This window comes from Streptomyces hyaluromycini, assembly GCF_002217755.1.
Taxonomy (GTDB): domain Bacteria; phylum Actinomycetota; class Actinomycetes; order Streptomycetales; family Streptomycetaceae; genus Streptomyces; species Streptomyces hyaluromycini.
Genome location: NZ_BCFL01000040.1, coordinates 1 through 26743 on the forward strand (window position 1 = coordinate 1; position 26743 = coordinate 26743).

Annotated in this window: 29 protein-coding genes; 9 read left to right on the forward strand and 20 right to left on the reverse strand. The window is 68.9% G+C overall.

The genetic code is table 11. The annotated features are described in order from the left end of the window. Nucleotides 1-478 precede the first annotated feature (478 nt). The 3 genes from SSP29_RS48575 to SSP29_RS48590 form a co-directional block, all read right to left on the reverse strand. Nucleotides 479-769: a hypothetical protein gene (locus tag SSP29_RS48575; RefSeq protein ID WP_089107434.1), complete on the reverse strand. Its 291-nt coding sequence runs from the start codon at nt 767-769 to the stop codon at nt 479-481. A 607-nt stretch (nt 770-1376) separates the two neighbouring features. Continuing rightward, a complete protein-coding gene (locus SSP29_RS48585) occupies nt 1377-1577 on the reverse strand; it encodes a hypothetical protein (protein ID WP_089107523.1) in 201 nt (66 codons plus the stop codon). A gap of 35 nt (nt 1578-1612) precedes the next feature. Continuing rightward, nucleotides 1613-1819, reverse strand: coding sequence for a hypothetical protein (locus SSP29_RS48590; RefSeq protein ID WP_089107436.1), 207 nt, complete (start codon nt 1817-1819; stop codon nt 1613-1615). A 172-nt stretch (nt 1820-1991) separates the two neighbouring features. Here SSP29_RS48590 and SSP29_RS48595 point away from each other — a divergent pair, with 172 nt between their 5' ends. Then, nucleotides 1992-2744: a DUF6879 family protein gene (locus SSP29_RS48595; protein WP_089107437.1), complete on the forward strand. Its 753-nt coding sequence runs from the start codon at nt 1992-1994 to the stop codon at nt 2742-2744. A 10-nt stretch (nt 2745-2754) separates the two neighbouring features. Further along, nucleotides 2755-3606, forward strand: coding sequence for a helix-turn-helix domain-containing protein (locus SSP29_RS48600; RefSeq protein WP_089107438.1), 852 nt, complete (start codon nt 2755-2757; stop codon nt 3604-3606). 26 nt (nt 3607-3632) lie between these two features. On the opposite strand, the gene SSP29_RS48605 is transcribed toward SSP29_RS48600, so the two are convergent. Further along, nucleotides 3633-4211 carry a hypothetical protein gene (locus SSP29_RS48605; protein ID WP_089107439.1) on the reverse strand — a complete coding sequence of 193 codons (579 nt, stop codon included), beginning with the start codon at nt 4209-4211 and terminating at the stop codon, nt 3633-3635. Between the two features lie 98 nt (nt 4212-4309). Here SSP29_RS48605 and SSP29_RS48610 point away from each other — a divergent pair, with 98 nt between their 5' ends. Next, nucleotides 4310-5083 carry a TRADD-N-associated membrane domain-containing protein gene (locus SSP29_RS48610; protein WP_150136412.1) on the forward strand — a complete coding sequence of 258 codons (774 nt, stop codon included), beginning with the start codon at nt 4310-4312 and terminating at the stop codon, nt 5081-5083. A gap of 47 nt (nt 5084-5130) precedes the next feature. Here the strand turns inward: SSP29_RS48610 and SSP29_RS48615 are convergent, their stop codons facing one another. Continuing rightward, entirely contained in the window at nt 5131-5328 is a 198-nt protein-coding gene (locus SSP29_RS48615) for a hypothetical protein (RefSeq protein ID WP_089107441.1), read from the reverse strand. A gap of 810 nt (nt 5329-6138) precedes the next feature. Here SSP29_RS48615 and SSP29_RS48620 point away from each other — a divergent pair. From SSP29_RS48620 to SSP29_RS48630, 3 genes are all read left to right on the forward strand, one after another. Then, the gene (locus SSP29_RS48620) at nt 6139-6327 is read left to right on the forward strand and encodes a hypothetical protein (protein ID WP_145969069.1); all 189 of its coding nucleotides are present in this window, start codon (nt 6139-6141) and stop codon (nt 6325-6327) included. A 183-nt stretch (nt 6328-6510) separates the two neighbouring features. Further along, nucleotides 6511-7104 carry a hypothetical protein gene (locus SSP29_RS48625; RefSeq protein WP_089107443.1) on the forward strand — a complete coding sequence of 198 codons (594 nt, stop codon included), beginning with the start codon at nt 6511-6513 and terminating at the stop codon, nt 7102-7104. A gap of 349 nt (nt 7105-7453) precedes the next feature. Continuing rightward, complete coding sequence (locus SSP29_RS48630) at nt 7454-8143, forward strand: DUF3761 domain-containing protein (protein WP_145969070.1); 690 nt, start codon at nt 7454-7456, stop codon at nt 8141-8143. A gap of 704 nt (nt 8144-8847) precedes the next feature. On the opposite strand, the gene SSP29_RS48640 is transcribed toward SSP29_RS48630, so the two are convergent. From SSP29_RS48640 to SSP29_RS48650, 3 genes are all read right to left on the reverse strand, one after another. Continuing rightward, the gene (locus SSP29_RS48640) at nt 8848-9177 is read right to left on the reverse strand and encodes a hypothetical protein (RefSeq protein ID WP_089107446.1); all 330 of its coding nucleotides are present in this window, start codon (nt 9175-9177) and stop codon (nt 8848-8850) included. Nucleotides 9178-9241: 64 nt separating this feature from the next. Continuing rightward, nucleotides 9242-10576 carry an IS4 family transposase gene (locus SSP29_RS48645; protein WP_089107447.1) on the reverse strand — a complete coding sequence of 445 codons (1335 nt, stop codon included), beginning with the start codon at nt 10574-10576 and terminating at the stop codon, nt 9242-9244. A 219-nt stretch (nt 10577-10795) separates the two neighbouring features. Then, on the reverse strand, nt 10796-11515 hold the full coding sequence (locus SSP29_RS48650) for an SDR family NAD(P)-dependent oxidoreductase (RefSeq protein ID WP_089107448.1): 720 nt from the start codon (nt 11513-11515) through the stop codon (nt 10796-10798). Between the two features lie 92 nt (nt 11516-11607). Between SSP29_RS48650 and SSP29_RS48655 the strand changes: the two genes are divergently transcribed. After that, a complete protein-coding gene (locus SSP29_RS48655) occupies nt 11608-12246 on the forward strand; it encodes a TetR/AcrR family transcriptional regulator (protein WP_150136413.1) in 639 nt (212 codons plus the stop codon). A 424-nt stretch (nt 12247-12670) separates the two neighbouring features. Here SSP29_RS48655 and SSP29_RS48660 read toward each other — a convergent pair whose 3' ends face one another. The 7 genes from SSP29_RS48660 to SSP29_RS48690 all read right to left on the reverse strand — a co-directional run bounded on the left by SSP29_RS48660 (nt 12671) and on the right by SSP29_RS48690 (nt 20497). Next, a complete protein-coding gene (locus SSP29_RS48660; RefSeq protein WP_089107449.1) occupies nt 12671-13642 on the reverse strand; it encodes an N-acetylglucosamine kinase in 972 nt (323 codons plus the stop codon). After that, on the reverse strand, nt 13633-14901 hold the full coding sequence (locus SSP29_RS48665) for a 6-phospho-beta-glucosidase (RefSeq protein WP_089107450.1): 1269 nt from the start codon (nt 14899-14901) through the stop codon (nt 13633-13635). Before SSP29_RS48665 ends, SSP29_RS48660 begins: the two co-directional genes overlap by 10 nt. A 7-nt stretch (nt 14902-14908) precedes the next feature. Then, nucleotides 14909-15802, reverse strand: a complete 894-nt coding sequence (locus tag SSP29_RS48670; protein WP_089107451.1) for a carbohydrate ABC transporter permease — start codon at nt 15800-15802, stop codon at nt 14909-14911. 2 nt (nt 15803-15804) lie between these two features. Beyond that, a complete protein-coding gene (locus SSP29_RS48675) occupies nt 15805-16746 on the reverse strand; it encodes a carbohydrate ABC transporter permease (protein WP_089107452.1) in 942 nt (313 codons plus the stop codon). A gap of 2 nt (nt 16747-16748) precedes the next feature. Next, on the reverse strand, nt 16749-18092 hold the full coding sequence (locus SSP29_RS48680; RefSeq protein WP_089107453.1) for an ABC transporter substrate-binding protein: 1344 nt from the start codon (nt 18090-18092) through the stop codon (nt 16749-16751). A 102-nt stretch (nt 18093-18194) separates the two neighbouring features. Further along, nucleotides 18195-19406: an ROK family transcriptional regulator gene (locus SSP29_RS48685; RefSeq protein WP_089107454.1), complete on the reverse strand. Its 1212-nt coding sequence runs from the start codon at nt 19404-19406 to the stop codon at nt 18195-18197. Nucleotides 19407-19672: 266 nt separating this feature from the next. Then, nucleotides 19673-20497: a hypothetical protein gene (locus SSP29_RS48690; RefSeq protein ID WP_089107455.1), complete on the reverse strand. Its 825-nt coding sequence runs from the start codon at nt 20495-20497 to the stop codon at nt 19673-19675. Nucleotides 20498-20747: 250 nt separating this feature from the next. Here SSP29_RS48690 and SSP29_RS48695 point away from each other — a divergent pair, with 250 nt between their 5' ends. Further along, a complete protein-coding gene (locus SSP29_RS48695) occupies nt 20748-21272 on the forward strand; it encodes a hypothetical protein (protein WP_145969071.1) in 525 nt (174 codons plus the stop codon). Between the two features lie 12 nt (nt 21273-21284). Here SSP29_RS48695 and SSP29_RS48700 read toward each other — a convergent pair whose 3' ends face one another. After that, nucleotides 21285-21914, reverse strand: a complete 630-nt coding sequence (locus SSP29_RS48700) for a Uma2 family endonuclease (RefSeq protein WP_150136414.1) — start codon at nt 21912-21914, stop codon at nt 21285-21287. Nucleotides 21915-21998: 84 nt separating this feature from the next. Then, complete coding sequence (locus SSP29_RS48705; protein WP_089107457.1) at nt 21999-23102, reverse strand: mechanosensitive ion channel family protein; 1104 nt, start codon at nt 23100-23102, stop codon at nt 21999-22001. Between the two features lie 375 nt (nt 23103-23477). On the opposite strand from SSP29_RS48705, the gene SSP29_RS48710 reads away from it, so the two are divergent. After that, nucleotides 23478-24014 (forward strand): HNH endonuclease, encoded by a 537-nt coding sequence (locus SSP29_RS48710; RefSeq protein ID WP_089107458.1) that lies wholly within the window; start codon nt 23478-23480, stop codon nt 24012-24014. A 35-nt stretch (nt 24015-24049) separates the two neighbouring features. Here SSP29_RS48710 and SSP29_RS48715 read toward each other — a convergent pair whose 3' ends face one another. The 3 genes from SSP29_RS48715 to SSP29_RS58020 are packed head-to-tail and all read right to left on the reverse strand — an operon-like array spanning nt 24050 to nt 26735. After that, nucleotides 24050-24658, reverse strand: a complete 609-nt coding sequence (locus tag SSP29_RS48715; RefSeq protein ID WP_150136415.1) for a hypothetical protein — start codon at nt 24656-24658, stop codon at nt 24050-24052. Further along, nucleotides 24655-25989: a hypothetical protein gene (locus SSP29_RS48720; protein WP_089107459.1), complete on the reverse strand. Its 1335-nt coding sequence runs from the start codon at nt 25987-25989 to the stop codon at nt 24655-24657. Before SSP29_RS48720 ends, SSP29_RS48715 begins: the two co-directional genes overlap by 4 nt. After that, nucleotides 25986-26735: an ABC transporter ATP-binding protein gene (locus SSP29_RS58020; protein ID WP_089107460.1), complete on the reverse strand. Its 750-nt coding sequence runs from the start codon at nt 26733-26735 to the stop codon at nt 25986-25988. The genes SSP29_RS48720 and SSP29_RS58020 overlap by 4 nt, the downstream gene beginning before the upstream one ends. Nucleotides 26736-26743 lie beyond the last annotated feature (8 nt).

A 26743-nucleotide genomic window follows, 5' to 3' on the forward strand; every position in this document is an offset into this window, starting at 1 on the left:
CCTTCTTCCCGGCCGGGGTGACGGTGGTGGCGTGGTGTTCGCCCTTGCCGACGTCCAGGCCGAGGAAGGCGCCGATGTCACTGACGTCGATCACGTGCGTCCTTCGGTCGCTCTCGCCCGGCCGCCCCACGGCACCGATCGCCACATCCACATTACGAAGAGCCTCCCGACCTGCGAAGAAGCCGGTGGTCATGCCCCTAATCAGCGGTCTGTCGATGCCTCCGGAGCCGGTGACACCACCCCCCAAGACATGCGATCGACAGGGGGAGAAAGTCATGCCAACTCCGAAGGCCGGGCGCCCCGTTGCGGGGCTACCAAGAAGGTAATGGGGTACCAGTTCTTCCTCGATCCCCTTCCACCTGGCCATCGCTGCCTGAGGCCACAGACACCCCTCCCGACACTCAGAGACGCCCCGCCGGTCCTCAGCCGGCGGGCGCTCTTGTGCCCGGGGACGCCCACACAGACCCCACGACGGCACCTATGCAGCAGTAGGCGGCTCCTCGTCGTCCGTCGAGGGGACGACCACCGGGGGCGGCTCCTCTGCGTCGTCAACCGGGGGGTTGATCGCCGGGAGCGACTGTTCCTCGGTTTCGTCCGGCTGAGTTGTCTCGTCTTCCTTCGTGGTCAGCTCGTTCCAGGCGTCGCGCGCCTTACGAGCGGATTCGAAGAGGTCGGGCAGTTGGTCAAGCACGCCCTTCAGGACGTAGATCGCCAAGGTGACCACGCCAGCGATGGCGAGAATGATGACGATGATGGCGGTGCCGTCCACCGATCCTTACCTTCCCTGTCATGGGTCGGATCGGGTGCGCAGGCAGCCTCGGTCCGAACCCTCACGGTTCGGACCAAGACACCCGCGCTGACGTGTACGCAAAGTGCTCGGTGATTCAGGTGGGCCTACTCATCGGCCCGCTGGTCAAGAGGGTTTCTACTGAGTGTCCTGTCGTCAGAATCGGCACAGGCCACGCCAGGAACACGGCATCCTGTACTAGCGGTGCTCAGCCAGCCAATCTGACGATCAGTCCTGGCCCCGTAACGGCGGGCGCTCAGGTGCGGCGGGGAGGTGAAGCCCCACACGCGCAGGCTGGCGTATATGGCGGTGATCTCCGTCAAGACGCAACTGAGCCCCACCCCGGTCGAATTGGGGTGAGGCTACGGCGCTGGTCAGGCGGTTGGAGGTTCGGTGAGGGGGCGTTACCTGGCGGGAGAGTAGCGGTGGTGGGGGCACGTGCAGCGGGGTATCAGGAGGACACCGCGACCGTGCGGCAAGGGAACGTCCTTGGTCTGTCGGCAGTCCTGGTGCAGCTTTGAGTAACCCGACTGCTGGGCCAGCGCGCATTCCGCACTCATGGTCGACGTGTCGTCGGCGGTGGGTGCGGTCACGGGCGGATGCCACCGCTGCTGAACGAGTTCATGGCGCGGGTGCGCTCGGCCACGGCTCTGAGCCGCTCTTCGTCTGTGGCGCGCCGGACGTGAGCGGGGTCGGCGTCCCACTCTCGCCCTCCGGCCACCGGTCGCAGCTGGACGTACGGACCCTCGCGCCCCATGACGTAGCCCAACTGGTCGCGACCGGTGTCCATGACCAGGGTGCCGTCGGGCTCCTCCTCGGGGGCGGTCACTCGCGGGTTCCCGGCTGGAGTGCCCTGGCGAGGCGGACGGCCACGTTGGCGCGCACCCGCCTCAGCTCGACCAGCTGCAAGCGCGGTGAGGCCGGATCGACCCTGAGCGAGGGGAGGATGATCCCCGCGCCGTCCAGGGCGACTCTGAGCGCTTCCACCGCCGCTTGCGTGTCGCTGACGTCCTGTGTTTTCTTCGGTGCCATGAACCGGACGCTAGATCTGGCCAGTTGGCTGGCACTACGCCGTTTTCTCGTGTTTTCTCTGGGGCATGCTGAGATTGCTCGCAATTTCTCCTGTGTCCTGCTGGACCCCATAGTGCCGAACTGGGGCCGCAGCCATGCTGATTGGATCAGCGCCCTTGAAGGGAGAGCGTCCATGGCTCGTCAGCTACGCTTCACCGGCACGGACAGCAAGCTCGACGGCTGCCCCGCCCTGCACACCGACGCCGACAGTGGCGAGATCATCGTCCAGGGCACACCCGTCACCGACCCGGAAGACCTCGCGCAGCTAAAGCACTTCGGCCGGGACGAGTCGGCCGTGGTCGTACCGCGAGAGCTGCTCGTGAACTGGGGACCGAAGGAGATGGAGCGGGTGCCGGAGCTGGTCGACCGCGCCACCTTCCGGCGCCTGTTCGAGACCTTCGAGCACACCGCCTGGCGCCTGGAGACCCGGCGTGGCTACGCCTCCGACCGCGAGGACCCCGATTTCCAGATGTTCCTGACCACCGGCACGACGGTCCTGGACCCGGGCGAGCCCTGGTTGCTGAACATCAAGGCGCAGACCGACGTCGGTAAGTGTGTCGGTCGGGTTCGCGTTGCCGACTGTCCGCCGACCACCGAGCAGCTGTTCCTGCTCGACTACGCCCGACACAACGCGTCGGTAGGTGAGGACGTCCGCTACCTGTGGCGCGCGGACGCCGACCGGCTCGCTCTGCCCGCCGAGGACTTCTGGATCTTCGACTCCCGGCTGGTCGCCCTGCTGCACTTCGACGACGCCGACAACCTGCTCAACATCGAGCTGATCACGGAGCCCGCCGAGGTCGTGCGGTACTCCATCGTGCGCGACGCGGCTATGCATCTCGCCTTCTCGCGTGAGCAGTTCGCCGAGCGGGTGGCCCGGACCGACTAGTGCGAGACCGGTGAGCACCGACTACCAGCAGGCAAGGGAAGCCCTGGGCACGCGACTGCGTGAACTCAGGTTCTCGTGTCCCGGTGGCCGGCTCACCGGTCAGCAACTCGCGCAGCGGCTCGGCTGGCCCGGCTCCAAGGTCTCCAAGCTGGAGCTGGGCAAGCAGACCGCCACCCCCGAGGACCTCAGGGCGTGGGCCGACGCGACCGGCCAGCCTGACCTGTACGCCGAGCTGGCCGCCCGGCTCGCCGGTTTCGAGTCCCACATCAGGTCGTGGCGCCGAGCCCTGGCCAACGGTTTCGCGCCCCTCCATGAAGGCCTCACCCAGGAGCTTGAGCGCACCTCTGAGCTGTGGATGTGGGAAGAGTCGGTGGTCGCCGGTCTGCTGCAGACACCTGAGTACGCCCGTCACGTCCTGCGGCGGTACGCCGACCTGATGGGATCCGCCAGCGACATCGAGGACGCCGTGCGGTCCCGCGTGCAGCGCCAGGAGTGGCTGTACCGGCCCGGCCGCAAGCTCCATGTCCTGATGTGGGAGGCGGCACTCAGGTCGCTGATCTGCCCGCCCTCCGTCCTCGCGGCCCAGCTCGATCGCCTCGCAGGCGTGATCGGCATGGACACCATCGAACTCGGGATCATCCCGTTCACCGCGTCCGTGAAGATCGTGCCCGCCAACGGCTTCTGGGTCCTGGATGACCGCCTGGTCGTCGCCGAGGACTGGCACGCGGAACTGTGGCTGGACGCGGCCGACAACGTCACCCTTTACAAGAAGGTCTGGCGTACCCTCCGCGAGTCCGCCGTCTACGGCTCCGACGCCCACAACGTCATCAATTCGGCCCGCCGTGTCCTGAACCCCCGTTGATGATGTTGTCGGTGCGCGTTTCTGACCTACGTGGGGAGTTCCGGGTTCGCGGGGTCCACACGGCTGACGACCTGTTCGAAGATCGCCGTTGCGCGCATTACCTTCACCAAGTCGTCGTATGTCTCATCTGCCTTAGTCGCCAGTTTCTCGACCTCCGGCCATAGCCTCGTCGTCTCGCGGGCCGCCTCGGCGCGTACTGCCTCCTCGTGGCCGGGTCCCGTCCGCTTGTGATGGCCCTGCCACCCGATGAAGGCTGCGATCCAGTCTCGGAAGGCTGCAAACGTCGCGTCATGGGCCTGGCGCATGGCCGGTGTCCCATACAGCTCCAGATTCGCGCTGATCTTCGACATGTCCGTCTCCTTGAACACTTCATTCAAGGCCAGGAATAGATCGCCGTCTGGGTTGCGCATAGCTTCGTGTCGCTTCCGGACGACCTCCCTCTCGTACTTGAGGGACTCCTCGATGACCGCGACCTGGCGCTCCCACAGCTTGTGCTGGCGCTCACGCTTCAGGGTCGCTCTCTGAACCGACAGGGCGACCAGCGCTGTTGTGAATGACCCGAACCCCGCTCCCACGAGCGTGGTTATCACGGGCGTGATGTCCATGGTCGAAGAGCATACGGCCGTTGTCGTCACCCGGCGTTACTATGAAATGAGTTGGTGGAGCGTCAGGTGGTGCAATCGGGGGCCGAGGAATGGCGACGATGGCAGACAACGGGGGCGACCGCCCCGACGAGCAGGAGCCAACTTCTGCTTTGGCTGATGCCAACACAGCGAGGCGCAATGCTGCCGAGCTGTGGTTAGCCGACCTCGCCGAGACGACGAGGTTCGTTGAACTTCGAGAAGCGCTCGGGGTAGCCACAGGCGCAAGTGGCTCTGAAGATCCCCAGGCCGGTCAACGAGTGGTGCAGACAGCGGGCGAGGTGCACAACGTCTTCATCGGGCCCGGGATGGGCACCGTCCAGGCCAATCGCACCGAGAATATCAAGCCCAGCCTCGCTGAGCAGCGTCAGAAGTTCCATTTCGATTTCCTGAAGCACGCGATGAAGCAGTCCGAGTGGACCTTCCGGCTGAGCGTGTACTTCATGACCGGCGGTGCGGTGGTGATCCTCGTCGGTGCCGTCCTGGCGCTGATACACGCAGGTAGCGCCAGCTCCGGCTATGTGCCCTTGGTGACGAGCCTGTCGGGCGTACTGATCACGACGGGTGGCGGGGCACTGGCCCTGCACTCCAAACGGGCGATGACCAACCTGACCAAGGCGGCCGAAGCCAATGAGGCCAAGATCGACGCAGACCATCAGCTCGAAACTGCAACGACGCTCATCGACCGCGTGCAGGACCAGAACGTCAAGGACCGACTGAACTCGGCGGCCGCCCTGAAGGCGCTGAACATCCAGCCGGACCCTGACACGATGCTCCAACGCCTGCTCCCCGGTGACCCGGCCAAGGAGATCAACCTGGGCGACTCCAACCGCTGACAGCGAAGCCCCGGGGGCGCCGGCTGCACCTCCGGGGCTTCGGCGCGTCACAGCACCTTGAGGGCTTTCAACACGGCTAGGCACAGCAGCATGCAGCCCCCGAAAGAGCCTCCGCCGTACAGGACGGCCTGGCCAGCGGGCGCGCCTGGGGTGTGGCTCAGCCAGGCGGCCACCATGGCGACGATGACGGAGACCAGGGCGCAGACGACGACCACTAGCACCTTGACACCGAGAGAGAGGTTCACGGCCCGAGTTACCTTTCCGGTGGTTCGGACCTGTGGCACGCAGCCCTCAGCCCGACCACCACGCGATGTACGTGAGGTCTTGCTGAGGCCGTGCCGACGCGTCTTGGCTCTCGATGCCTAGCCAGGGCTCTCTCGGGCAGTGCTCCCTTTAAGGTCAGAGGGTTTCCATGCACGCGTGGTCGCCGAGGCCGACGTTGGCCCGTTGCCCCTGCCCGGGAGGCGTCGGGTCCCGGGGAGCGTGTCGGTAGGGGTCTCAACGCAACAGTATCTGGTGAGACGTGAGTTGCTGGCCAAAAAGCCTGATTTCGGAGAGGTGTCCCCGGGGTTCGTGGAGGTGGGTACGGCCGGACGCCCCGCCCGGCGCACGAGAGGCCGCCGGAGGCCCCACGGAAGACCGGGACGCCACCCCGCGCCCTGGGGCCGTCCGTACGCTGAGGGTCGGCTCTTCGGGTCGCGGCCGGCACTCACCTCCCGTGGGTCAGCTCAACACTTCTGGTGACAGTCGCAGACCCTTCCGGCTTGCCTAGAAAGCATGGTCCGGGCGCCCCTTTTAGCAAGTAGCTCCGCGCTTAGGCAGACCTCGGTGTCTCAAGCGAAGGCAGTCCAGGTACTGTCATTCACTCTCAAGTGCAGGGACGGCACCCGCGCCCCTTGTCCAGTGAATTGATTCTCGGGCGACTGCAGCTCGTGGCGTTCCGTCATCGGCAAGTGCCTTCTCCAGCAGGGAGATAAGGCCGACGGATCTCCGGTTCTTGCCCAGGACGCCCAGCCGGTGGCGGGACCGGTCGGTCGCGCGGGAGAATGCCGACCGTGACGACGAACGAGGGCCGCGTCTGCGGCTGCCGGTGTGGCGGCATCCCCGCCCGCGGAAAGTTTCTGCCGGGCCACGACTCGAAGATCGTGCCGCAACTCGAAGCGGACCACGGGAGCCTGATCGCCTTCTGGGCGTGGTACGAGAAAGCGATGAACGGCACGTCGGCCAAGCCCCACACCAGTTGAAGGACCGACAGGCCAGCGGTCCGGGCTGTACCTGTCACGGATGGCGGAACCGGTGGTCGACGCCGTCGTTACTCAGCCAATACGACTGGCTTTGGGTCTCAGGGAGGTTAAGGGTGGGCCATGTGCATGGCGCCGCGGAACCCGGGCCACTCCATGTACCCGAACTCTTGAACGGGATCAGTCATGGTCACCACGCGCTTCGCCTACATCTGTCGCCCGTTCGCCCAGGGCCTGCTCGACAAGACCCGCGCGCTCGACGAGTTGGAATTCAACAGGCACCAGCGAGCCCGACTCAGGGAGTCCATCTCCGACGACGTTCGCAAGCTCTGCGACATGCTCGTACCCGATGCCCGACATCCGCAGGTCAGCGTCGCGGCCGCAGAGAAGGCCACAGCCATCGGGGTCGACCTGCGACAAGAGACGTGGCATTCCCAGACCAGGTTTGATCCCAAGCGAGCGGTGTTCCACTTCGAGCACATGACCCCCGTTAGCCAGATCGCAAAGGCCCTGGCCTGCGCTGATTCCGTCGGCGCGATCGTGCAGACGCTCTCTGACGGCCTGCAGCTGGCGTGGATCACCAAGGGTGAAGACGCCCGACTCACTGCACTCGGCTATCGCCATAAGCGGCCGGATCCCGATGCCGCGTACGAAGAGGCGGAAATCGTCCTGCTGGCCTCGTTGCCCGATCTGGTCCATGATCGATCCGTAGCAGCAGGAGACTTTGACCGCGTGATCGGTGTTCTGGCAGCTGAGGTGGTGCCCCGCCGAGTGGTGTAGCCAAGCGGACCGTGCGGCTCCGTTCAGCGTCATGACGCTCGCGCCGACCGCCCCGCCTCCCCTGTTCTCCGAGCCGCTCACGGGCGTCCTCACTGTCATACGGCGCGGAAACAACTACACCGCCCCATTGAGCTGCGGAGTCGCACCGTCCGGATGACTACACCACGTCGCGGGACGTGACCGCTGGCGCCGCCCAGAAGCCCTGAAGGCGCCCGACGGGTTCCCTGTTCTCTGGTGTTCGAGCTGGGCTTACTGAGGCCGTGTACCGCCGGGTCGCCACTGCCGCTGTGGCCCGTATCCTTGGCGCGGTTCTGCGAGGTTGCTATCGGGGTGGGGGATTGAGATGGGGTTGGGCAAGAAGAGAGAACCTCGGCCGCAGTGCAGCTATGTTCTCACTTTCAGTGACCGTGAGATTCCTTGCACGCGTGCGGCGTATTTCGATGATCTATGCGAGGTTCACACCCCGAAACGCGGCGCCGTCCTCGGTCAAAAGATCTTGGCGGGTGTCATCATCGTCGGAGTCTGGGCGGTGATCCTTGGGATTGCCGCAGCAGCGATCTACGGTCTAGCCGCCTTGGGTCGCGAGCAGGAAGCCGAGAAGTGCCAGCCCTTGGTGGCGACGTATGAGCAGGAGCGGCAGAGGGCAGAGGCTATCCGCATTCCGTTGATCCTCGGGTCCGAGATTCTCCCAGGGGACGAGAACCTTACTCAGCAGGACATCATGGACGCCTATTCCAGCAAGAGGGCCCAGGCTGGCAAGGCGGCGAGTGTCGTGGTGGCCCATCAGGGCTGCTTTGGCTCGGACGTGGTCAGCCGAGCGCTGGAGATAGCGCGGCTTCCGAAGACGGCGGCAGCCGTTTCCATGCCTGCTGCCACAACCTGCGCTGACGGTTGGTTGTCTTCGTCGATCGGGACGCAAGGTGCGTGCTCGCACCATGGAGGCGTCAGCTGGGGCAGCCCGTACGCGACCCTGTTCTTCGTCGACCTTGCCTACGAGTCGTCGCTGCCGCCGGTTCTTCACCTCATGCCAGCCGCCTGAATCGCGCCTGCCGCCCGCTCAGACGTCTGGCGTGTTGGCGTCGCGGCGTCCCGTTCGCCGGCTTGCCGACTACCGCCGCCACGGCAGCGGTCCGCTGGCCGGTCACTGGGGCGGACGCTATATCTGGCAGCTGGCCGACTCAGACGCACTGCTCGTCGCCTGGCTGCCGATGACCGAGGACGCCACAGGGCCCGCCGACTGCGCACAACCAGCGCCGCACGCTCCGTACGCCGATACAGCTCCACCGAGCGCAGCACCGACTGCTGCACCATCACCGCCCTCGGCAGACCGAACTTCGCGATCGCCCCCAACGCCACCGGCACCGCAGAACCACCCGGAACCGGCCGGGGCACCTCGATGTCCAGCAGGCAGCCGAACTCCCGCAACCGCATCCCCGTCGTCACCGCCAGCTCACCCGCCACCATGCTCCGCAGCCGGTTCGCCCGACCGAACGCCGGATCCGGACTTCCGTCCGGCAGGTCACCGCCCAGCCCCACCCGGTGCAGCATCACCCACTGAGCCCGCGACAGATGCCGCACATCGATATCCGACACCGCACGCCACGACAGAACGTCCCGACCACTACGACGCCGCTGGTACGGACGCTGTCCGATCAGACCGGCGCCCACTGCCCAGTCGTAGAAGCCGTTGATCGCCGCCCGGTTACGCCGCCACGTTGTCGGCCCCACCGGTATCGGCGCCAGCTAGGTACGCCACCGGCGGAAGGCCACCAGATCAGGCTCTCTCGCCGCCACCAGATCGGTCGGCGGGTCCGGCACCCCGGCCAGGAAGTCCTCCAGACCCATCAGGTCATACGCGTACTCCCACAGGCTCTTCGCGCCCACGTGCCGGGCCAGATCGAAGAAGTACGAGCACATCGGCTCACGCGGCCGCATGAACTCGTCGACGAAGAAAGGCGTTCCCTCCGGCAGCGCCTCTGGTCCAGACAGCGGTTCCACTGCGTCGAACCCGAGGTCGGCAAGCGCCGCCCGATGCCGGGCAATGCTGTCGTACGAGGCGAAGAAGTAAGGCACCAGGCTCTCCCACGGTCAACTGACAGCCGCGGAACCTAACAGCCCAAAGCCCAAGGCCATGAAGTTATGGGCTGATCGGCTCTGTCAACAGGATGTCGATGCTGATGGTGGCCTTGTAGGTGCGACGGTCGACGCGCAGGCTCTTGTACGCGTAGCGGGACAGTGGGCGTTTGACGGCGCGGGGGCTGAGGCGCAGTCGGCGGGCGGGCATGAGATTGTCCAGGACTGCCCGTCCGATGGTGCCCACGAGGTCGATGGTGGTGTCGGCGATCACGCCCGTGGCCTGGATGACCTGGTCACGGGCGGTCTGAAGGGCGACGCTGAAGCTGGCCCTGTCCGGGTCGGCGCCGGGGACGGTGCTGGCGGCGTCGGCGATGGCGATCCTGATCACCTGGTAGACAGTCAGCAGCGCGTAGATCTCCTGCGCGATGCCCGGCAAGGTACGGGCCCGCAGCACGCGGCGGCCGAGCATGGACTGCTTGACCGCGAAATAGGCGGACTCCACTTCCCATCTCTCGTGATACAGCCTGACCAGCTCGAACGCCGGGTAACGGCGTGGGTCGAGCAGGGTGGTGGCCAGGCGGTAGACGCCCGTGGTGCGTCCGGCGCTCGTAGCGATGGTGATCTCGCACTCGATGATGCGGACCTCCGCCGTGCCGATCCTGGACAGGAACGAGCCGTCGTCGAACCGGTGCAGGACGGGCGGCTTGCGTGCGGCGGAGATCCGTGCCAGGAAGTCGGCACCGGTGTCGGCCGAGGCTTGAAGGAAGGCGTTGGTGGCAAATCCCCTGTCCAGCAACACGACCATGCCCGCGTGCAAGGAGCGCAGCAGTCGGCGTCCGAGCACGGGCTCGCCCGGCTTGCGTGGGCCGAAGACCGCATCGATGACCGCGCGGGTGCCGCAGGCCACCAAACCGACCAGCAGGACCTGCGGGTAGCCGGAGGCGGCGGTGTACTGGTTGGATCCCTTGCCCAGCCGGGCCCGCACGTCCGGGTCGTCGGCGACGTCCAGGTACGTGCCGTCGATGGCGACCACCAACAGTCCAGCCCAGCGGGTCCCGGCGGTGCGGATCGCGCTCGCCGGGCCGCGCAGCAGGTCGAACAGGGCCCGCAGCGGGCGCACCCCGAGCCGGCACCGGGAATGCCACAGCCCGGTCGCCGTGATCTTCGGTAGAGGCAGGCTGCCCAGCGCACCGGTGAGCTTGGACCACACGGCCGGGTAGCCGCACTCTTCGAACAGCGCGGCGGCCAGCAGCAGGTAGACCCCCACCCGGGCGGGCAGTTTCCGCAGCCGTTGCTGGGCGGTGCCACACTCGGCGAGGACCTCATCGACCATCTCGAACGGCACGATCTGCGTCAACTCACCCAGATGGCCGGGGGCGAAGACGCCGTCGGCCACCGCGCTCTCGCGACGAATGAGACTCTGACCAGACAGCGGAGCTCCCGTGATCGGTAACGGTCCGTTTCGGAGGGCAAGTCGTTCCTGCTGTCAACGGCCCCGTCCCGCCCCTCGTCTCTATTCGTTGAAGTTCGTTGGAACAGGGCGTGACACATCAGCGATGAGGCGGGTCTTGGCGAGGAGGCCAGCCGCTCGCCTGCCCTCCTCGGATGGTGTCGGTTACGTGTCGGCGTTGGCGGCGACGGTTTCGAACCTGTCGCGCTTGAGATAGAGGTCCCAGCAGGCGTCGGCGAGGTCGGCCGGGTCGAGTGGCTTCGGCAGAGTGCTCGGATCCCAGTGCTCGGCGACGTACTTCGACGAGTCGCTCTCGCCGACCATTCCCGCGACCTGGAGCAGGCCCGCGTATACCCCGGTGCCGGCCAAGTCGGTGTGGAGGTTGTGCAGGTAAGCGCGCGCGGCCGCGGCCGCGACGGCCACGTTGCCGATCTGGGGGACGGGGGTGCCGGCGGCGACCGTGAGTCCGAACAGCACCGCTCCGTGGCCGCGTTCGATCATGCCCGGCAGGATGCGGCGGACCAGGGCCACCGGGGTGCGGAGCAGGAGGTCGAGGGGGAAGTCGAAGGCTTCGACGTCCGTGTCGCGGATCGGGGTCTGCCGGGGGAGCCAGTCGGGTCCGGCGGGGGCGTACTGCAGTACGTCGATGGGGCCGAAGCGGGAGGTGATGGCCTCGATCATGCCGGGCAGCGCGCCGCGGTCGGCGAGGTCGACGGCGAACCCGGCCGTCTCGATTCCCTCTTCGGTCAGTTCCTCGGCCAGGGTGTTCAGCCGTAAGGGGGTGCGGGCCACGAGGGCGACCTGGAACCCTTCCCGGCCGAAGCGGCGTGCGACGGAGCGGCCGAGGCCGGGGCCGGCTCCGAGCACGGCGATCGTCTTGGGCATGCAGTGCCTCCACAACCTAACTTGACGACGTCGTCATGTTACTGGAGGCTAGGGATAACATGACGATGTCGTCAAGTTCATAGAATGGATGCATGGCCTCACCCGACCTGCCACGCCCGTTGCGCGGCGACGCACGACGCAACCGCGAGCTGCTGCTGGACGCGGCCCGCGCGCTGTTCGCCGAGCGAGGCGTCGACGTGGCGATGGCGGAGATCGCACGACGTGCCGGGGTGAGCAACGGAACGCTGTACAACCGCTTCCCGACCAGGCAAGACCTGATCGAGGCGGTGTTCCTCGACCGCCTGGAGAAGAACGTCGAACTCGCCGAACAGGCGCGGGTCGCCGACGACCCCTGGCAGGGATTCGTCGACTACGTGACCGGCATCTGCGAGCTGCAGGCCGCCGACCGCGGCTACAACGAAGCGGTCACCCGCGGCATGACCTCCCCGGCCGCGCAACAACTCCAGGCCACGGCCACGGCCGCGCTCGGCGATATCTTCGACCGCGCCCAGCGAGCCGGCACGCTGCGCGCGGATACCACCATCGACGATCTTGCCTTCGTCGTCTGGGGCATCTCACGCACCGTCGACATGACCGGCGACCACACCCCAAGATTGTGGCGCCGCCATCTCGCGCTCCTCCTGGACGGCTTCCGCGCCGCGGCTGCGCACCCACTCCCGGAGCCACCACTCGCGGCCGGACAAGCGCACCAGGCCATGGCGACGGACTGACCCCAACCCGCACCAGGGCAGCGCCTCCTGTGTCAGGCAGACCCGCCGATTTGCGCTTCCCTTGACAACGATCTCCGGCCGGTAACTTCATACCCTTGGCCCAAAGCCCCCTACCGAGACCACATCGTCAACGCGCTGAGCCAGGTAGCAACACTGGACCTAACCGGTGTGATCCACTGGATCTGTGCTCGGCGGCGTGGCTGTCGAGTCGGGCGAACCAGGCAGCAGCCAGGGCCAAGGCCACCGCTCAGCCCCCATCTGGGGTAGTTCTCCCGACTGCGGAGCATCGGTGTCTGCCTTGAAGTTCTCCAAAGACGCGCTGCGTCGAATTCGGATGCAGTCGTGCCGCTGGGGCGGCACGGGTGGGCGCAGCGGCACCCTGCCAGCGCCGGTAAGCGTCCCCACCCCCCGTCCCCACCCTGGGTCACCCCTCGAAGTACGCCCGCACTCGCTCCTGCACAGACACCCCCGCCCCCACCACATCCAGCCCCAGCAACGCCGCCCCCAGCACCGGCCGCGCCCTCACCACCCTCGGTACCGCCTTGGGCGCCCGCGCTGCCAGCAACTCGCGCACCCCGTCGTCGAGTTGCGGATGCCCGCCCGCCAGCACCCCGCCCCCCAGCAGCACCGGCGTCTCCTCGTCCAGCAGCTCCAGGCGCGTCAGCGCGACCACGGCCATCGCCACCACCTCCTGCGCCAGCCGGTCCACCACCGCCCGCGCCACCGGGTCGCCGTCGGCCGCCGTCGCGAACAGCACCGGCGTCAACTCGTGCCGACGGGCGGGCTCGACATCCTCCCGGTGCAGCGCCTCGATCAGCGCGAGCATGCTGTCGTACCCGAAGTACGCCGGGAGCGCGCGGGCCAGCGCCGTACGCTCCCCGCGCCCGTCCTCCGCGCGTGCCGCGTGCCACAGGGCCTCCTCCGCCAGCCCCCAACCGCCGCCCCAGTCACCGGAGATGCGGCCGAGGGCGGGGAAGCGGGCGGTACGGCCGTCGGGGCGCATGCCGACGCAGTTGATGCCGGCGCCGCACACGACGGCGACCCCGCGCGGCTCGGTGACACCGGCCCGGAAGATCGCGAAGGTGTCGTTGCGGACCGCCACCGTCGCCCCCCACGCGCGCGTGGCCAGCGCGGCGGCCAACTGCTCCTCCTCGAACGGGAAGTCGGCGTTGGCCAGGCACGCGGAGACGTGGGCGACCGAGGTGACCCCGGCGGCGGCGTACGCCTCGGCCACCGCCGTCGCCACCTCGTCCACGGCCTGCTCCACGCCCACCACCGGCGGCCGGAAACCGCCGGCCCGGGCCGTGGCGAGGATCTCGCCGTCCGCCGCCACCACCGCGACATCGGTCTTGCTGTTGCCCGCGTCGATGGCGAGGACACTTGCGGTCAGGCCCACGCGAGGTGCTCCCGGTTGTGCGCGATCAGTCGGTCGGTCAGGGCGTCGGCGTACTCGTACTGGCCGACCAGGGGGTGGGCGAGCAGCGCGCGGAAGACCCGGTCCCGGCCGCCGCGCAGGGCCGCCTCCAGGGCCAGCTCCTCGTACCCCGTCACGTTCGCGACGAGCCCGGCGAACAGCGGGTCGACGTCCGGGACGGGCAGCGGCACCGGGCCGTTCGCGCCCACCGCCGCCTGCACCTCGATCACCGCGTCGTCGGGGAGGAAGGGCAGCGTGCCGCCGTTGTAGGTGTTCACCACCTGGTAGGGGTTCCCGGTGCTGCCGAGCAGTGCCGCGGCCAGGTCGACCGCCGCCTCCGAGTAGTAGGCGCCGCCGCGCCTGGCGAGCAGCTCCGGCTTCTCGTCGAGGGCCGGGTCGCCGTACATCTCCAGCAACTGCTTCTCCATCGCGGCGACTTCGGCCGCCCGGGACGGCTTGGTGCGCAGCTCCCGCACCACCTCGTCGTGCGCGTAGTAGTAGCGCAGGTAGTAGGAGGGGATGACGCCGCCGAGGCGGTCGAGAAGGGTTGTGGGCAGCTTGAGGTCGGCGGCGATGGTGTCGCCGTGCTCCCCGAGCAGCTTGGGCAGGACGTTCTCGCCCTCGGGACCGCCGAGGCGGACCGCCGTCTCCCAGGTGAGGTGGTTGAGGCCGAGGTGGTCCAGGTGGATCTCGGAAGGTGTGACACCCAGCAGGTTCGCGAACTTCCGCTGGAACCCGATCGCCACGTTGCACAGCCCGACCGCCTTGTGGCCGGCCTGGAGCAGGGCACGGGTCACGATCCCCACCGGGTTGGTGAAGTCGATGATCCAGGCGTTCGGGTTGGTGCGGCGGACGCGTTCGGCGATGTCCAGGACGACGGGCACGGTGCGCAGGGCCTTGGCGAGGCCGCCGGCGCCGGTGGTCTCCTGGCCGATGCAGCCGCACTCCAGCGGCCAGGTCTCGTCCTGTTGCCTGGCCGCCTGGCCGCCGACGCGCAGCTGGAGCAGCACCGCGTCGGCGCCCTCGACGCCCGCGTCCAGGTCGGAGGTGGTGACGATCCGGCCGCCGTGGCCCTGCTTGGCGAAGATCCGGCGGGCCAGTCCGCCCACCAGTTCCAGGCGTTCGGCGGCCGGGTCGACCAGGACGAGCTCCTCGACGGGCAGGGTGTCCCGCAGGCGGGCGAAACCGTCGATGAGTTCAGGGGTGTAGGTCGAGCCTCCGCCGACCACAGTGAGTTTCATGTACGGGTTAACCCTTCACTCCGGTGAGCGTGACGCCCTCGACGAACGCTTTCTGGGCGAAGAAGAAGACGAGGATCACGGGGGCCATGACCAGCACGGTCGCGGCCATGGTCAGGTTCCAGTCGGTGTGGTGCATGCCCTTGAACGACTCCAGGCCGTAGGAGAGGGTCCAGGCGCCCGGGTTCTCCGAGGCGTAGATCTGGGGGCCGAAGTAGTCGTTCCAGGCGTAGAAGAACTGGAAGAGGGCGACGGCGGCGATGCCCGGCTTCGCCATCGGGATCACCACCCGCAGCAGCGTCCTGAGGTCCCCGCAGCCGTCCACCTTCGCCGCGTCCAGGTACTCGTTCGGGATCGTCATCAGGAACTGGCGCAGCAGGAAGATGGAGAACGCGTCGCCGAACGCCATCGGCACGATCAGCGGCCACAGGGTGCCGGAGAGGTCCAGCTGCTTCGCCCAGAAGAGGTACATCGGGATGATGACCACCTGCGGCGGCAGCATCATCATCGAGATCACCAGCATCAGGGACAGATTGCGGCCCCGGAAACGGAACTTCGCGAGCGCGTACGCCACCGGGAGCGACGACACGACGGTCAGGACGGTGCCGAGTCCGGCGTAGATCAGGGTGTTCTTCCACCACGTCAGGAAGCCCGGGGTGTCGAACACCTTCTTGTAGTTGCCCCACTCCCAGGTGTGCGGGATCAGGTCCCGGCTCAGCGCCTGGCTGTCGCTCATCAGCGAGGTCAGGAACACGAACACGAAGGGCAGGGTGAAGAACAGGGCGGCGGCGACGCCGAGGGAGTGCACCGCCACCCAGTTCAGCAACGCCTTGCGGCGGGCGGTGCGTTCGGCCTCCGACACCGGGGCCTTCAGCTCCGCCGGCCGGTCCAGCACTTGGGTCATCGTCAGTCACCTGCCTGGATGAGACCGCCCCGGCGCCGCATCAGGATCGCGGTGAACGCCATGGACAGGACGAAGAGGACGAGGGCGACGACACACGCGGAGCCGTAGTCGAAGCGCTGGAAGCCGAGGTTGTAGACGAGCTGGGGGAGGGTGAGCGTCGATTTCTCCGGATAGCCGGGCTCGAACTGCGTGCCCGCGCCCTGGATCACGCCCGAGGCGACCTTTCCGGCGATGAGCGGCTGCGTGTAGTACTGCATCGTCTGGATGACACCCGTGACGACCGCGAACATCACGATCGGCGAGATGTTCGGGAGGGTGACGTACCGGAAGCGCTGCCACGCGGAGGCGCCGTCCAGCTCCGCCGCCTCGTACTGCTCCGTCGGCACGTCGAGCAGCGCGGCCATGAAGATGACCATCAGGTCGCCGACGCCCCACAGGGCCAGCAGCGTCAGGGCCGGCTTGGACCAGGTGGGGTCGTTGAACCAGCCCGGGGCCGGGATGCCGACCTTTTCGAGGATCGAGTTGACCGGCCCGGTACCGGGGTTGAGAAGGAACGCGAAGGCCATGGTCGCCGCGACCGGCGGGGCCAGGTAGGGCAGGTAGAAGAGGGTGCGGAAGACCCCCGTACCCGTCTTGATCTTCGTGATGAGCATGCCGACGCCGAGTCCGAAGACCACCCGGAGCGACACCATCACGACCACCAGCCACAGGGTGTTGCGCAACGCGGGCCAGAAGTAGGGATAGTGCTCGAAGACGTACGTCCAGTTCTTCGTGCCGGTCCACGTCGGCGGTTTGAAGCCGTCGTAGTGCATGAAGGAGAAATAGACCGTGGAGATCAGCGGGTACGCGAAGAACACCGCGAACCCGATCAGCCAGGGCGACATGAAGGCAACCGTCCGAAGCGCCGACCTGCGGCGCTTCGACGCCAGGGTGATGGTGCTCATCGCTACTTCGCCTGCGCGATGTCCGTGTCGATCTGCTTGGCCGTGTCCCCCAGGCCGGACTTGAGGTCCTTGACCTTGCCGCTCTCGTAGTCGTATCCGAAGTTCTGGATCGTCGCCAGGTACACACCGCCGTTGATGGAGGCGGGAGACGTCGTCGAGTTCGGGTTGGCGGCGATGTCCAGGAAGGTCTTGAAGCGCGGGTCGTACTTCAGCTTCGGCGACTTCAGGGCGGCCAGCGTGGACGGCACGTTGTGGATGGCGTTGGAGAAGTTCACCACCGCGTCCGTGTCCGTGGTGATGTACTTGACGAACTCCCAGGCCGCGTTCTGCTTCTTGCTGTTCGCGGCGATACCGGCGATCGTGCCGGTGATGTAGCCCTTGCCATACTGCGCGACCTGGTCGTCCGGAACGGGCAGCGGGGCGACGCCGATGTCGAACTTCGTCTTGGCGTCCAGGGCCATGCCGAGCCGCCACTCGCCGTCGAGCTGCATGGCGACCTGGCCGGTCTGGAAGGGGTGCTTGTCGCCCCACTCGTCGCCCAGCGTCGCCCGGTACTTCTCCAGCTTCTGGAATCCGCCGAGTTCGTCGACAAGGTCCTTCTGCAGCGTGAACGCCTCGGTGAAAGCGGGGTCCTTGGCGACGTTCGACTTTCCGTCGGCCGTGAAGTACGTCGGCGAGAACTGCGCCGCGTAGTGCTCGGTCGTGGTCTCCCAGCCGTGGTAGTCCGGCATGAAACCGAGCTGCTTGTAGCTGTCGCCCTGGGCGATCGTCAGTTTCTTGGCGTCCGCCTTGAATTCGGTCCACGTCTTCGGCGGGTTCGCGATACCGGCCGCCTTGAACGCCGTCTTGTTGTAGTAGAGGCCGTACGCGTCACCCAGCAGCGGAGCCGAACAGCGGTTGCCGTCGTACTGGGTGTACTCGTTCATCGCCTTCGGGAACGTCGTCTCCGGGTCGATGCCGGACTTCTTGAAGAACGGGTTCAGGTCGACCAGCGCGCCCGAGGAGCAGAACTTGCCCACGTTGTTGGTGGTGAACGAGGAGATGACGTCCGGGGCCTTGTCGCCGCCGCTGCGCAGCGCCTGGTTGATCTTGTCGTCGGTCATGTTGCTGACGACGTTGACGTGGATGTTGGGGTGCGCCTTCTCGAAGCCGGCGATCAGCGCGTTGACCGCCTTCACCTCGTTCGGGGCGCTCCAGGCGTGCCAGAAGTTGATGGTGGTGTTCGCGGAGGCGTCGTCGTCGGCTCCGGAGGAGGACTGGCCGGTACAGGCGGTGAGCAGGGCCAGCGAACTGGCGGCCGCGGTCAGGGCAAAAGCCGTCTTTCGGGCAGCGGAGGGTATGGGCATGGCGAGGTCTCCCGGGGCGGGCGGTGTGGGAAGGGAACGGCAGTGCGGGAAGCTGAGGGTGAGGCGGGTGAAGCGGGTGAGGAGGCAGGAACGGGCAGGGGCTCAGCGCGAGGTGTCGAAGACCTCGTCACGGGTGGTCGCGAGCGCGCTCTCCAGCGCGCCGCGCAGCACGGGGTGTTCGCGGACGTCGCCGACGACGAGCCGCGGCCGGGCGGCCGCCAGCTCCTCCAGTTCGGCCTGGACGAGGGCGCGCAGCACCTCGCCGCCGGCGGTCAGGGCGGTGCCGCTGAGGACGACGAGTTCGGGGTCGAGGACGGAGACGAGGGAGGCGAGACCGGTGGCCAGCCGGGTCGCGTAGGTCCGGAGCAGCTGGTGGTAGGGGCCGGTGGCGTGGTCGGCGGCGCGGGCGACGAGTTCGGCGGCCGCCTCGTCGTACGGCCCGGCCGGCAGGTCATCGATGCCCAGCTCGCGCGCCAGCCGGGGCACGGCCTGCGAACCGGCGAGTTCCTGGTAGCCACCGCTGTTGGCCTTGGTGACCTGGCGGACCAGCGGGGTGCCCGGCACCGGCAGGAAGCCGACCTCGCCGGCGCCGCCGGTCCAGCCGCGGTGCAGCCGGCCGCCGAGGACCAGGGCGGCACCGAGGCCCTCCTGGTTCCACAGCAGCACGAAGTCGTTGTGGCCCCGGGCCGCGCCGAGCCGCTGTTCGGCGATGGCGGCGAGGTTGACGTCGTTCTCGTACTCGACCGGCATCGGCAGCGCGGCGGCGAGTTCGTCGAGCAGTGCGGGGGAGTGCCAGCCGGGCAGGTGCGAGGCGTACCGCAGCCGGCCGGTGTTGGGGTCGAAGGCGCCGGGCGTGCCGATCACGACCCGGCGGACGTCGTCCCGGGCCAGCCCGGCCGCCTTCACGGCGCCGTCCAGGGCGTCGGTGACCTGCCGTACGACGGACTGCGCGGAGCGCCGGCCGGGGGTCGGCAGCTCGTACTCGCCGACGGTGCGGCCGGTGACGTCGGCGACGGCGGCCCGGATCCGGCCCGGGTTGACGTCAAGCCCGGCGGCGTGGGCCGCGCGCGGGTTCACCGAGTACAGCTGGGCGTTGGGGCCCGGCCGGCCCTCGCTGGTGCCGGTCGCCAGCACCAGCCCGGCCGCCTCCAGGCGGGCCAGCAGCTGGGACGCGGTCGGCTTGGAGAGGCCGGTCAGCTTGCCGATCCGGGTGCGGGACAGCGGGCCGTGCTCCAGCAGCAGGTCCAGTGCGGCGCGGTCGTTCATGGCGCGCAGCACGCGCGGGGTGCCCGGCGTACCGGCGGTTCCTGCCATGGGTTTCGACACCTGCCTTTCCAGCCGCTCAGTTTCCCAGTGACGCGGACGATCGGTCCACCCGGGTGGACCACCTGAGCCGCCCGTTCCTTGATCACTGTTAGGAAAGTTTCCTGTTGGCTGGAAAACGTAAGCCGCCGGAAGGAGAGCGTCAATAGCCCGCCGGGGCGGCAATGCAGTCGTTACCTGGGCTTGGGCATGCCAAGGGCCCGCCCGGAAGATCCGGACGGGCCCTGTGGTGTGTGGACGGTCTCAGCGCAGGACCGTTACTTCACCTGGATGTAGTCACCGGTGGCCGTCGCCGCCGCGGTGGTCGTCGTACCCGCGAAGACGTACCGGTAGTAGCCGCTCTTCGACGCCTTCACCGTGGTGGACAGGGAGCCGCCCGTGCCGGAGGTGATCCCCTTCACGTTCGTGTACGTGTTGCTGCCCGCGGCGCGGAACTGCAGGACGGCCTTCTGTCCCGAGTAGCCCTTGTACGCCATGGCGTCCCAGTCGGCCCGGGTCAGCTTCCCCTTGACGGTGATCGTCTTCCCCTTGGCCACCGGCTCCGGCGAGGCGTCGGCGGTCAGCTTGGCCGCGCGCTGCACCTTGGCGGTGCCGAGGTTGCCCCAGATGGCCACGTCGGTCTCGGAGCTGAGGAAGTCGTCCGAGACGGTGCCGTCGATGTGGGCGTACAGGCCCGCGGCCTTCCACGTGGTGGCGTCCGCGGCCTCGTACAGGTACTCGGGGTCGGCCGGGATGTTCTCGGAGCAGCTCTCGGTGACCGTGGTGTCCGTGGTGGCGGTCGTCGTGCAGGTGGGCATGACTTCCGGGTCCAGCTCGTTGTCGAGGGACTTCAGCGTGCCGCGGTAGAGCATCACCGCGGCGAACGTCTTCTTGTTGTCGATGACCAGGTCGGCGGGCCGGGTCAGGGTGTACGTCACCGGCACGGTCACCGTCTTGGTGGTGCCGACGACGATGGCCTTGCCCTTGTTCACGGTCACGTCGGAGAAGACCAGGTTCGGAGTGGCCGCGGAGGCGGCGGGCGCCGCGATGCCGGCCAGGGCCAGGGCACCGGACAGGGCGGTGCCTATGGCGAGCTTTCTCATGTATCCCCACATTCGAGACGGGCCCCGGGGCGACGTCGCGCTCCAGAACAAGGGCCCGTAGTGGGGCGACCCTAGATCATCATCGACGCGCGGAGAATGCGGGGGGCCTGTGAAGACCGTCTGAATCCGGCCGACGGCCGGTTTGTGATCACGGCTGCGTCACGATGTCCGTCGCTGCAGGTCGCAGGTCCTCTTCTCGCAGTTTCCTGCTCTGGGATGCCAACACCGACCAGGAGAACGGCGACTGATCATGACCCCTCGAAGGCGGTTGTTCGTACGGCTGTCGCGCAGCGCCTTGGGCGACTTTGCCGTGCCGATCCTCACGCTGTGCATCTTCGACGAGGGCTTCTCCTGGACGACGGTCGCGCGTGCCATGGCCGGGTACCCGCTGGCCTGGATCGTGCTCTCGCTGCTGTGGGCCGGCTGGCGGACCGGTTCGCTGGTGCGCCGGGCGCGCGGCCTGGGCGTCGAGGCCACCGAGAAGGTGCTGGACGACACCCAGGCCCACACCGTCACCGGCATCCCGATCGACCGCATCCGCGCCGAGCTGGCAGCGGCGCGCCAGGTGTCGGACCTCGCCGACGGCAACCCGGTCCGCTTCCGCTGGCACCCTTACCGCTCCCGGGTGTCCGTCGAGGCCTCGGTCGCCTACGACGACACCTCGGGCGAGGCCCGCATAGAGGTCCGTACTTCCGGAAACCTTGAGAGCGGCCTCTTCCGGGGCGCCGCGTTCACCGCGCTCTGCCGGATAGCGGGCACGCTCGAAGGGCGTTGAGCCGGGGGCCGCTCAGTCGTCGAGGAAGGGGGCCGTGTCGAGGGCGGGGTAGGGGGCGGGGAGGGGGAGCGGGTCGCCGAGGTTCACCTTCTCGTCGGTCTTGTAGTAGGCCTCGGTGGGGTCGTCGCCGGGGAGGACCGGGTCGGTGTAGCAGTGGGCGGACTTCGTGTGGCGGTCGATGAGGACGTAGACCGGGATGCCCGCGGCGGCGTAGGTGCGGAACTTGGGACCGGTGTCCGTTTCGTGGTTGGTGGAGGTGACCTCACCGACGAGGGCGAGCAGGTCGCCGGGGTACCAGCCCGGGTACCTGAGGTAATGAGACTCGTCCGAGCCGGTCGGCTTGCGGTGCTTTACATACAGGTCGGGGATGAGCAGCGCTGTGGTTTCACCGGTGCTGTCGGCGAACCGGTATCCGTTGCCGGTGCCGGCGTGCCGGACTCCCGCCGAGCGGAACTGGACGAGCAGGGTCATGACCGTACTGTTGTGCCCATGATCCGGTGGTGACTGCGGTACGCAGGCCCGGCCTTCGAGGAACTCGGGGCGTACAGGCATGGGGGAGGCCGCCTCGTAGGCCGCCAAGAGCCGGACCGGCTCCATGCGGGCGAGGAGGTCCGGCTCCGCAGGGCGGCGGTCGGTGTTCACGACCGAAAGCGTGGGGCACCCCGGACGTCGTAAGACGCCGGAATGCCCCACCGTTCACTCGAACGAGTGTGCTGAACCGTTCCGCTACTTCCCTGCCGCCGACGACCGCTGTGAAGCGATCGGCGTCGTCGCCGCCACCTGCGGCGAGTCCGAGTCGGCGAACGCCGACGGGGCGGCCACGGCCGCCGTCGGATCCGGCGGCTCCTCCTCCGAGAGGCCCGTCGGCACACCGCCGACGATCCGGATGTCCGCCGCGTCGAAGGCCCGCTTGATCCGCCAGCGCAGCTCGCGCTCCACGGTCAGCGCCTTGCCCGGCATGGTCTTGGCGGAGAGCCGGACGACCATCGAGTCGATGAGCACCGAGTCCAGGCCGAGGATCTGGATCGGGCCCCACAGGAGCTCGTTCCAGGGCTCCTCCTTGGACATCTTCTCGGCGACCTCGTCCAGGGTGGCCCGCACCCGGTCCAGGTCCTCGCTGGGCCGCAGGGTGACGTCGACGCCGGCCGTGGCCCAGCCCTGCGAGAGATTGCCGATGCGCTTGATCTCGCCGTTGCGGACGTACCAGATCTCGCCGTCGGCGCCGCGCAGCTTGGTCACCCGCAGGCCGACCTCGACGACCTCGCCGGAGGCCACCCCCGCGTCGATCGAGTCGCCGACGCCGTACTGGTCCTCAAGGATCATGAACACGCCGGACAGGAAGTCCGTGACCAGGTTCCGGGCGCCGAAACCGATCGCGACACCGGCGACACCGGCGGAGGCCAGCAACGGGGCCAGGTCGATCTGGAAGCTGCTCAGCACCATCAGCGCGGCCGTGCCGAGGATCAGGAAGCTCGCCACCGACCGCAGCACCGACCCGATCGCCTGCGAGCGCTGCCGCCGCCGCTCGGCGTTGACCAGCAGCCCGCCGAGGGTGGTGCCCTCCGCCGACTCGGCCGTCCGGTTCATCCGGTCGATGAACTTGGTTATCGCCCGCAGCACGGCCTTTCTGAGCACCACCGCGATCACCACGACCAGCAGCACCTTCAGCCCGATCGCCAGCCAGGTCGACCAGTTCTGCTCGACCCAGCTGGCCGTGTGGGCGGCGCTCTCCTGGGCGTCCTGGAGCGTGGGGACGGTCGTGGTCGGCGACTCCGAGGGGGTCGGCGACGGCGACGAACCGGCGGCCGGTAGGACGGCGGGCAAGGACACGGCGGGTACCTCCAGGCGGTGCGCTACTGCCCTCCGGTACGGCGTTCAGGGTCACGTACGGCGTTCAAGGTCACGGAAAGGTCACCGGACGGGCAGGAACACCACACTAACGGGGCATTGTGTGTGGGCCCCGCCGATACGAGAAGGAGAGACCGTCCTCACGCCGGCTCCTTACTCCCGGTTGGACAGGCCGGCTGCTCCCGCTTGAACAGGCCCGCTTGAAAAGGGGTACAACCGGGGGATGAATGCGGTGTGGTCGAAAACACTCCCAGCCCGTTACCGGGAGATGGTGGCGCGTCCACCAGGCAGGAGGGGAGACTGACCACAGATCGTCCCGGCGCGAGCCACGCGCCGCCGACGCCCAAGGAGGCCCCCGTGCCGCATGTCCTGGTCCTCAACGCGTCGTACGAGCCGCTCGGCGTCGTACCGCTCCGCCGCGCGCTCGTCCTCGTCCTGGAGAACAAGGCAGTCGCCTTGGAGGAATCCGGCGCCTATATGCACAGCGCAACCGTCACAGTCTCCGCACCCAGCGTGGTCCGGCTCAAGCGATTCGTACGGGTTCCCTACCGGGGGCCCGTTCCTCTCACCCGCAGGGCGCTCTTCGCGCGCGACGGGGGCCGGTGCATGTACTGCGGTGGCGTCGCAACCAGCGTCGACCACGTCATCCCGCGCAGCCGCGGGGGTCAGCACGTCTGGGACAACGTGGTGGCGTCCTGCCGCCGCTGCAACCACGTCAAGGCCGACCGCCATCTCTTCGAGATCGGCTGGCGGCTGCGGCACAAACCAGCCCCACCCACCGGCCTGGCCTGGCGCATCATCGGGACCGGCCATAGGGACCCGCGCTGGCTGCCGTACTTGCAACCGTACGGCGCGGACGACGCTCTGGCCCGGATCGACGGCATCTCCGCCTGACGGTCCGGGCCTTCGCATACCCCGTGGCTGCCCGCTCAGCCACGGGGCCCTTCGGCACGCGCGCCCCGTACGACGAACAGCGCACCGCCCACCGCAAACGCCCCCAGCGCCGCCGCCCAGGCGCCCGGTTGCGCCCCCGGTTGCACCGGCCACGCCCACACCGTCACCGCGCTTCCGTGCGCCCCCGCCGAGCCCAGATACACGGCACTGACGTAACCGAAGGCCGGCAGCCAGCTCAGCCGGGCCCCGAGCAGCGCGGCCGCGGCCGCCGTGACACCCGTACAGCCCAGTGTGTTGCGGATCATGGCCGGCGGCCCGAAGGTCTCCGGATGCCCCAGCACCGCCACCGGCAGCAGCACGGCCGCGAGCGCGGTGAGCCCGGCCAGCTGCGCCAGCCGCCGCGGCCACCACGGCCGCACGGCCGTCCGGTCCAGTTCGTCGGAGGGCGAGGACAGGCTCACCCCGATCACCGCGGCCGCCAGCAGCGGGGCCAGCGCGACCACCGGCACCCGGCGGTCGGGGTCGAGGTAACTGTCGAGACGGGCCGCCGCCCAGACCGCGAAGGCGGCCGTCCCGGCGAGCGCGACAAGGGTGGCGGGAAGCGCGCGGGAGCGCGCGTAGAGCACCTGACCGGCGGTCGTCACAGGGCCGGCACCTCCTTCGGCCTGCAGTCGGCGCGGGCCGCGAAGTACGCCGACAGCCAGGTCCGGCGCTCCTCCTCGTCCATCGCCAGCAGGCGGGCCCGGGCGGCGCGGCGCGCGGTCAGTGCGGCGCGCCGCCGGGCGTCGGACCCGGCGTCGAGGCTGTCGAAGTACTGCTGGGCGGGGTCGGGCGCGAGGTAGTTCTCGACGGCGTCGTCGGCCACGGCGATCCGGTCGTCAAGGCCGCCGTCCGGGTCGTCCGGACAGTCGCCGCTCAGCCCCAGCGCCCCCACCGCCTGCCACGCGAACCCGGCCGGATCCGTCAGCCGCCCCCGCACGAACGACCAGCCCAGCGGGGTCAGCGACGGCAGCGACGCCTCGTCGCGGCCCGCCTTCCCGTCCCGGTCCTCCCAGCGCACCGGCAGGTTCCGTACGCCCGCCAGCTTCCCCGTCACCCCCGACAGTGCCGCGCCGACCTGCGGCAGCGCGTCCGCGAACCGGGCGTTCACACACACCGCCGGGGTGACGGACGTGTCGCACACCTGCCGGTCGGCCAGCGGGTCGGTGTGCCACAGCCCGTCCCCGGTCTGCACGAGCAGCACGCCCGCGGCGGTCGCGGCGGTCAGCGGCAGCAGGGCCGTCCACCGGCGCCGGGCCGCGTACGCCAGTACGGCCGCCCCCGCCAGACCTCCGGCCCACACCGCCGTCGCCGCCGGCTGCCACCACACCGGCACCCAGGTCGCCAGGACCTGGAACGCGGGGTTCAGCGACTGCCCGGCCCCCTCGTGCGCCGTCGCCGTCACCCCCAGCCCCGCATACCCGGCCGTCGCCAGCAGCGGCGCCGCGAGCCGCGAGGGCACCAGCCGCCCCACCACATGACCGGCCGCCACCGCGGCCCCCGACACGAAGGCGTCGGCCGCCATCCGGGCCAGGCGCGGACCGTCCCCCAGGGGCCCCTGGGCGTACGGCCAGGTCGCGAGCAGCGCCAGCCCCGCCGCGACCGCGTACCCCGCGGCCACCCAGAGGGCCACCGGCAGCGCGGACACCAGGAGACGGGACAGCGGCGGCCGTACGACCGTCCCCCACAGCTCCTCCGTACGGCGCCGCCGTTCCCGGCCGCCCTGCCAGCAGCCCGCCGCCGCGGCCGCCGGGACGGTGATCAGCACGGCGTCGTGCAGCTGCGCGGCCGTCTCCGCCCAGCCGCCCTGCCACCGGTCGGCCGAGGCGGCCAGCAGCACGCCCAGCGTCAGCAGCACGGTGAGACCGGCCCAGGGGGCGAAGCCCCGGCGGGCCTCCACGAGGAGGGGCGCCTTCGCCTCCGCCAGGACGCTCATCGCAGTACCTCCGTCGCGCGGTGGGCGCGCAGGGCCGCCGTGTAGCCGCGCTCGATCGGATGGTCGCCGGGGCCGTCGGACGTCTCGCCGAGGGCGGTGAGGGTGTCCGGTGTCCCCCGGTAGGCGACCCGGCCCGAGTCCAGGAGGGTGACCTCCGTGCAGGCCGCCGCCACGTCCTCCACCAGGTGGGTCGAGACGACCACGGTCGCCGAGGCGCCCAGCTCGCGCAGCAACTCCCGGAACTCCACGCGTTGTTCGGGGTCCAGTCCGGCGGTCGGCTCGTCGAGCAGCAGGACCTCCGGCGCGTTGACGATCGCCTGCGCGATGCCGACCCGGCGGACCATGCCTCCCGACAGCGTCCGGATCTTCCGGTCCGCGCGGTCGGCGAGCCCGACCCGGGCCACCGCCCGCTCGACCGCGGCGGGGGTCCGGGCGGCGGGCATCTCCTTCAGCCAGGCCACGTACGACACGAACTCCCGCACGGTGAACCCCGGGTAGTAGCCGAACTCCTGCGGCAGATAACCCAGCCGGCCACGGACCTCGCCCAGGGCGCGGTGCTCCGCGGTGTCCCGGCCTAGCAGCTCCACCCGGCCGGCGGACGGCCCGGCGACCGTCGCCAGCACCCTGATCAGCGAGGTCTTCCCGGCGCCGTTCGGGCCCAGCAGCCCGTGCACACCCGTGCCGAGTGCGAGGTCGACCGAGTCCAGGGCGACGGTCCTGCGGTGCCGGACGCGCAGGCCGGTCACTCGTATGC

Excerpts from the sequence above, each read along its gene's own strand:
- SSP29_RS48585 (WP_089107523.1), bottom strand. The coding sequence starts at position 1,577 with ATGGACACCGGTCGCGACCAGTTGGGCTACGTCATGGGGCGCGAGGGT.
- SSP29_RS48590 (WP_089107436.1), bottom strand. The coding sequence starts at position 1,819 with ATGGCACCGAAGAAAACACAGGACGTCAGCGACACGCAAGCGGCGGTG.
- SSP29_RS48595 (WP_089107437.1), top strand. The coding sequence starts at position 1,992 with ATGGCTCGTCAGCTACGCTTCACCGGCACGGACAGCAAGCTCGACGGC.
- SSP29_RS48605 (WP_089107439.1), bottom strand. The coding sequence starts at position 4,211 with ATGGACATCACGCCCGTGATAACCACGCTCGTGGGAGCGGGGTTCGGG.
- SSP29_RS48610 (WP_150136412.1), top strand. The coding sequence starts at position 4,310 with ATGGCAGACAACGGGGGCGACCGCCCCGACGAGCAGGAGCCAACTTCT.
- SSP29_RS48625 (WP_089107443.1), top strand. The coding sequence starts at position 6,511 with ATGGTCACCACGCGCTTCGCCTACATCTGTCGCCCGTTCGCCCAGGGC.
- SSP29_RS48650 (WP_089107448.1), bottom strand. The coding sequence starts at position 11,515 with ATGCCCAAGACGATCGCCGTGCTCGGAGCCGGCCCCGGCCTCGGCCGC.
- SSP29_RS48655 (WP_150136413.1), top strand. The coding sequence starts at position 11,608 with ATGGCCTCACCCGACCTGCCACGCCCGTTGCGCGGCGACGCACGACGC.
- SSP29_RS48665 (WP_089107450.1), bottom strand. The coding sequence starts at position 14,901 with ATGAAACTCACTGTGGTCGGCGGAGGCTCGACCTACACCCCTGAACTC.
- SSP29_RS48670 (WP_089107451.1), bottom strand. The coding sequence starts at position 15,802 with ATGACCCAAGTGCTGGACCGGCCGGCGGAGCTGAAGGCCCCGGTGTCG.
- SSP29_RS48675 (WP_089107452.1), bottom strand. The coding sequence starts at position 16,746 with ATGAGCACCATCACCCTGGCGTCGAAGCGCCGCAGGTCGGCGCTTCGG.
- SSP29_RS48680 (WP_089107453.1), bottom strand. The coding sequence starts at position 18,092 with ATGCCCATACCCTCCGCTGCCCGAAAGACGGCTTTTGCCCTGACCGCG.
- SSP29_RS48685 (WP_089107454.1), bottom strand. The coding sequence starts at position 19,406 with ATGGCAGGAACCGCCGGTACGCCGGGCACCCCGCGCGTGCTGCGCGCC.
- SSP29_RS48690 (WP_089107455.1), bottom strand. The coding sequence starts at position 20,497 with ATGAGAAAGCTCGCCATAGGCACCGCCCTGTCCGGTGCCCTGGCCCTG.
- SSP29_RS48695 (WP_145969071.1), top strand. The coding sequence starts at position 20,748 with ATGACCCCTCGAAGGCGGTTGTTCGTACGGCTGTCGCGCAGCGCCTTG.
- SSP29_RS48720 (WP_089107459.1), bottom strand. The coding sequence starts at position 25,989 with ATGAGCGTCCTGGCGGAGGCGAAGGCGCCCCTCCTCGTGGAGGCCCGC.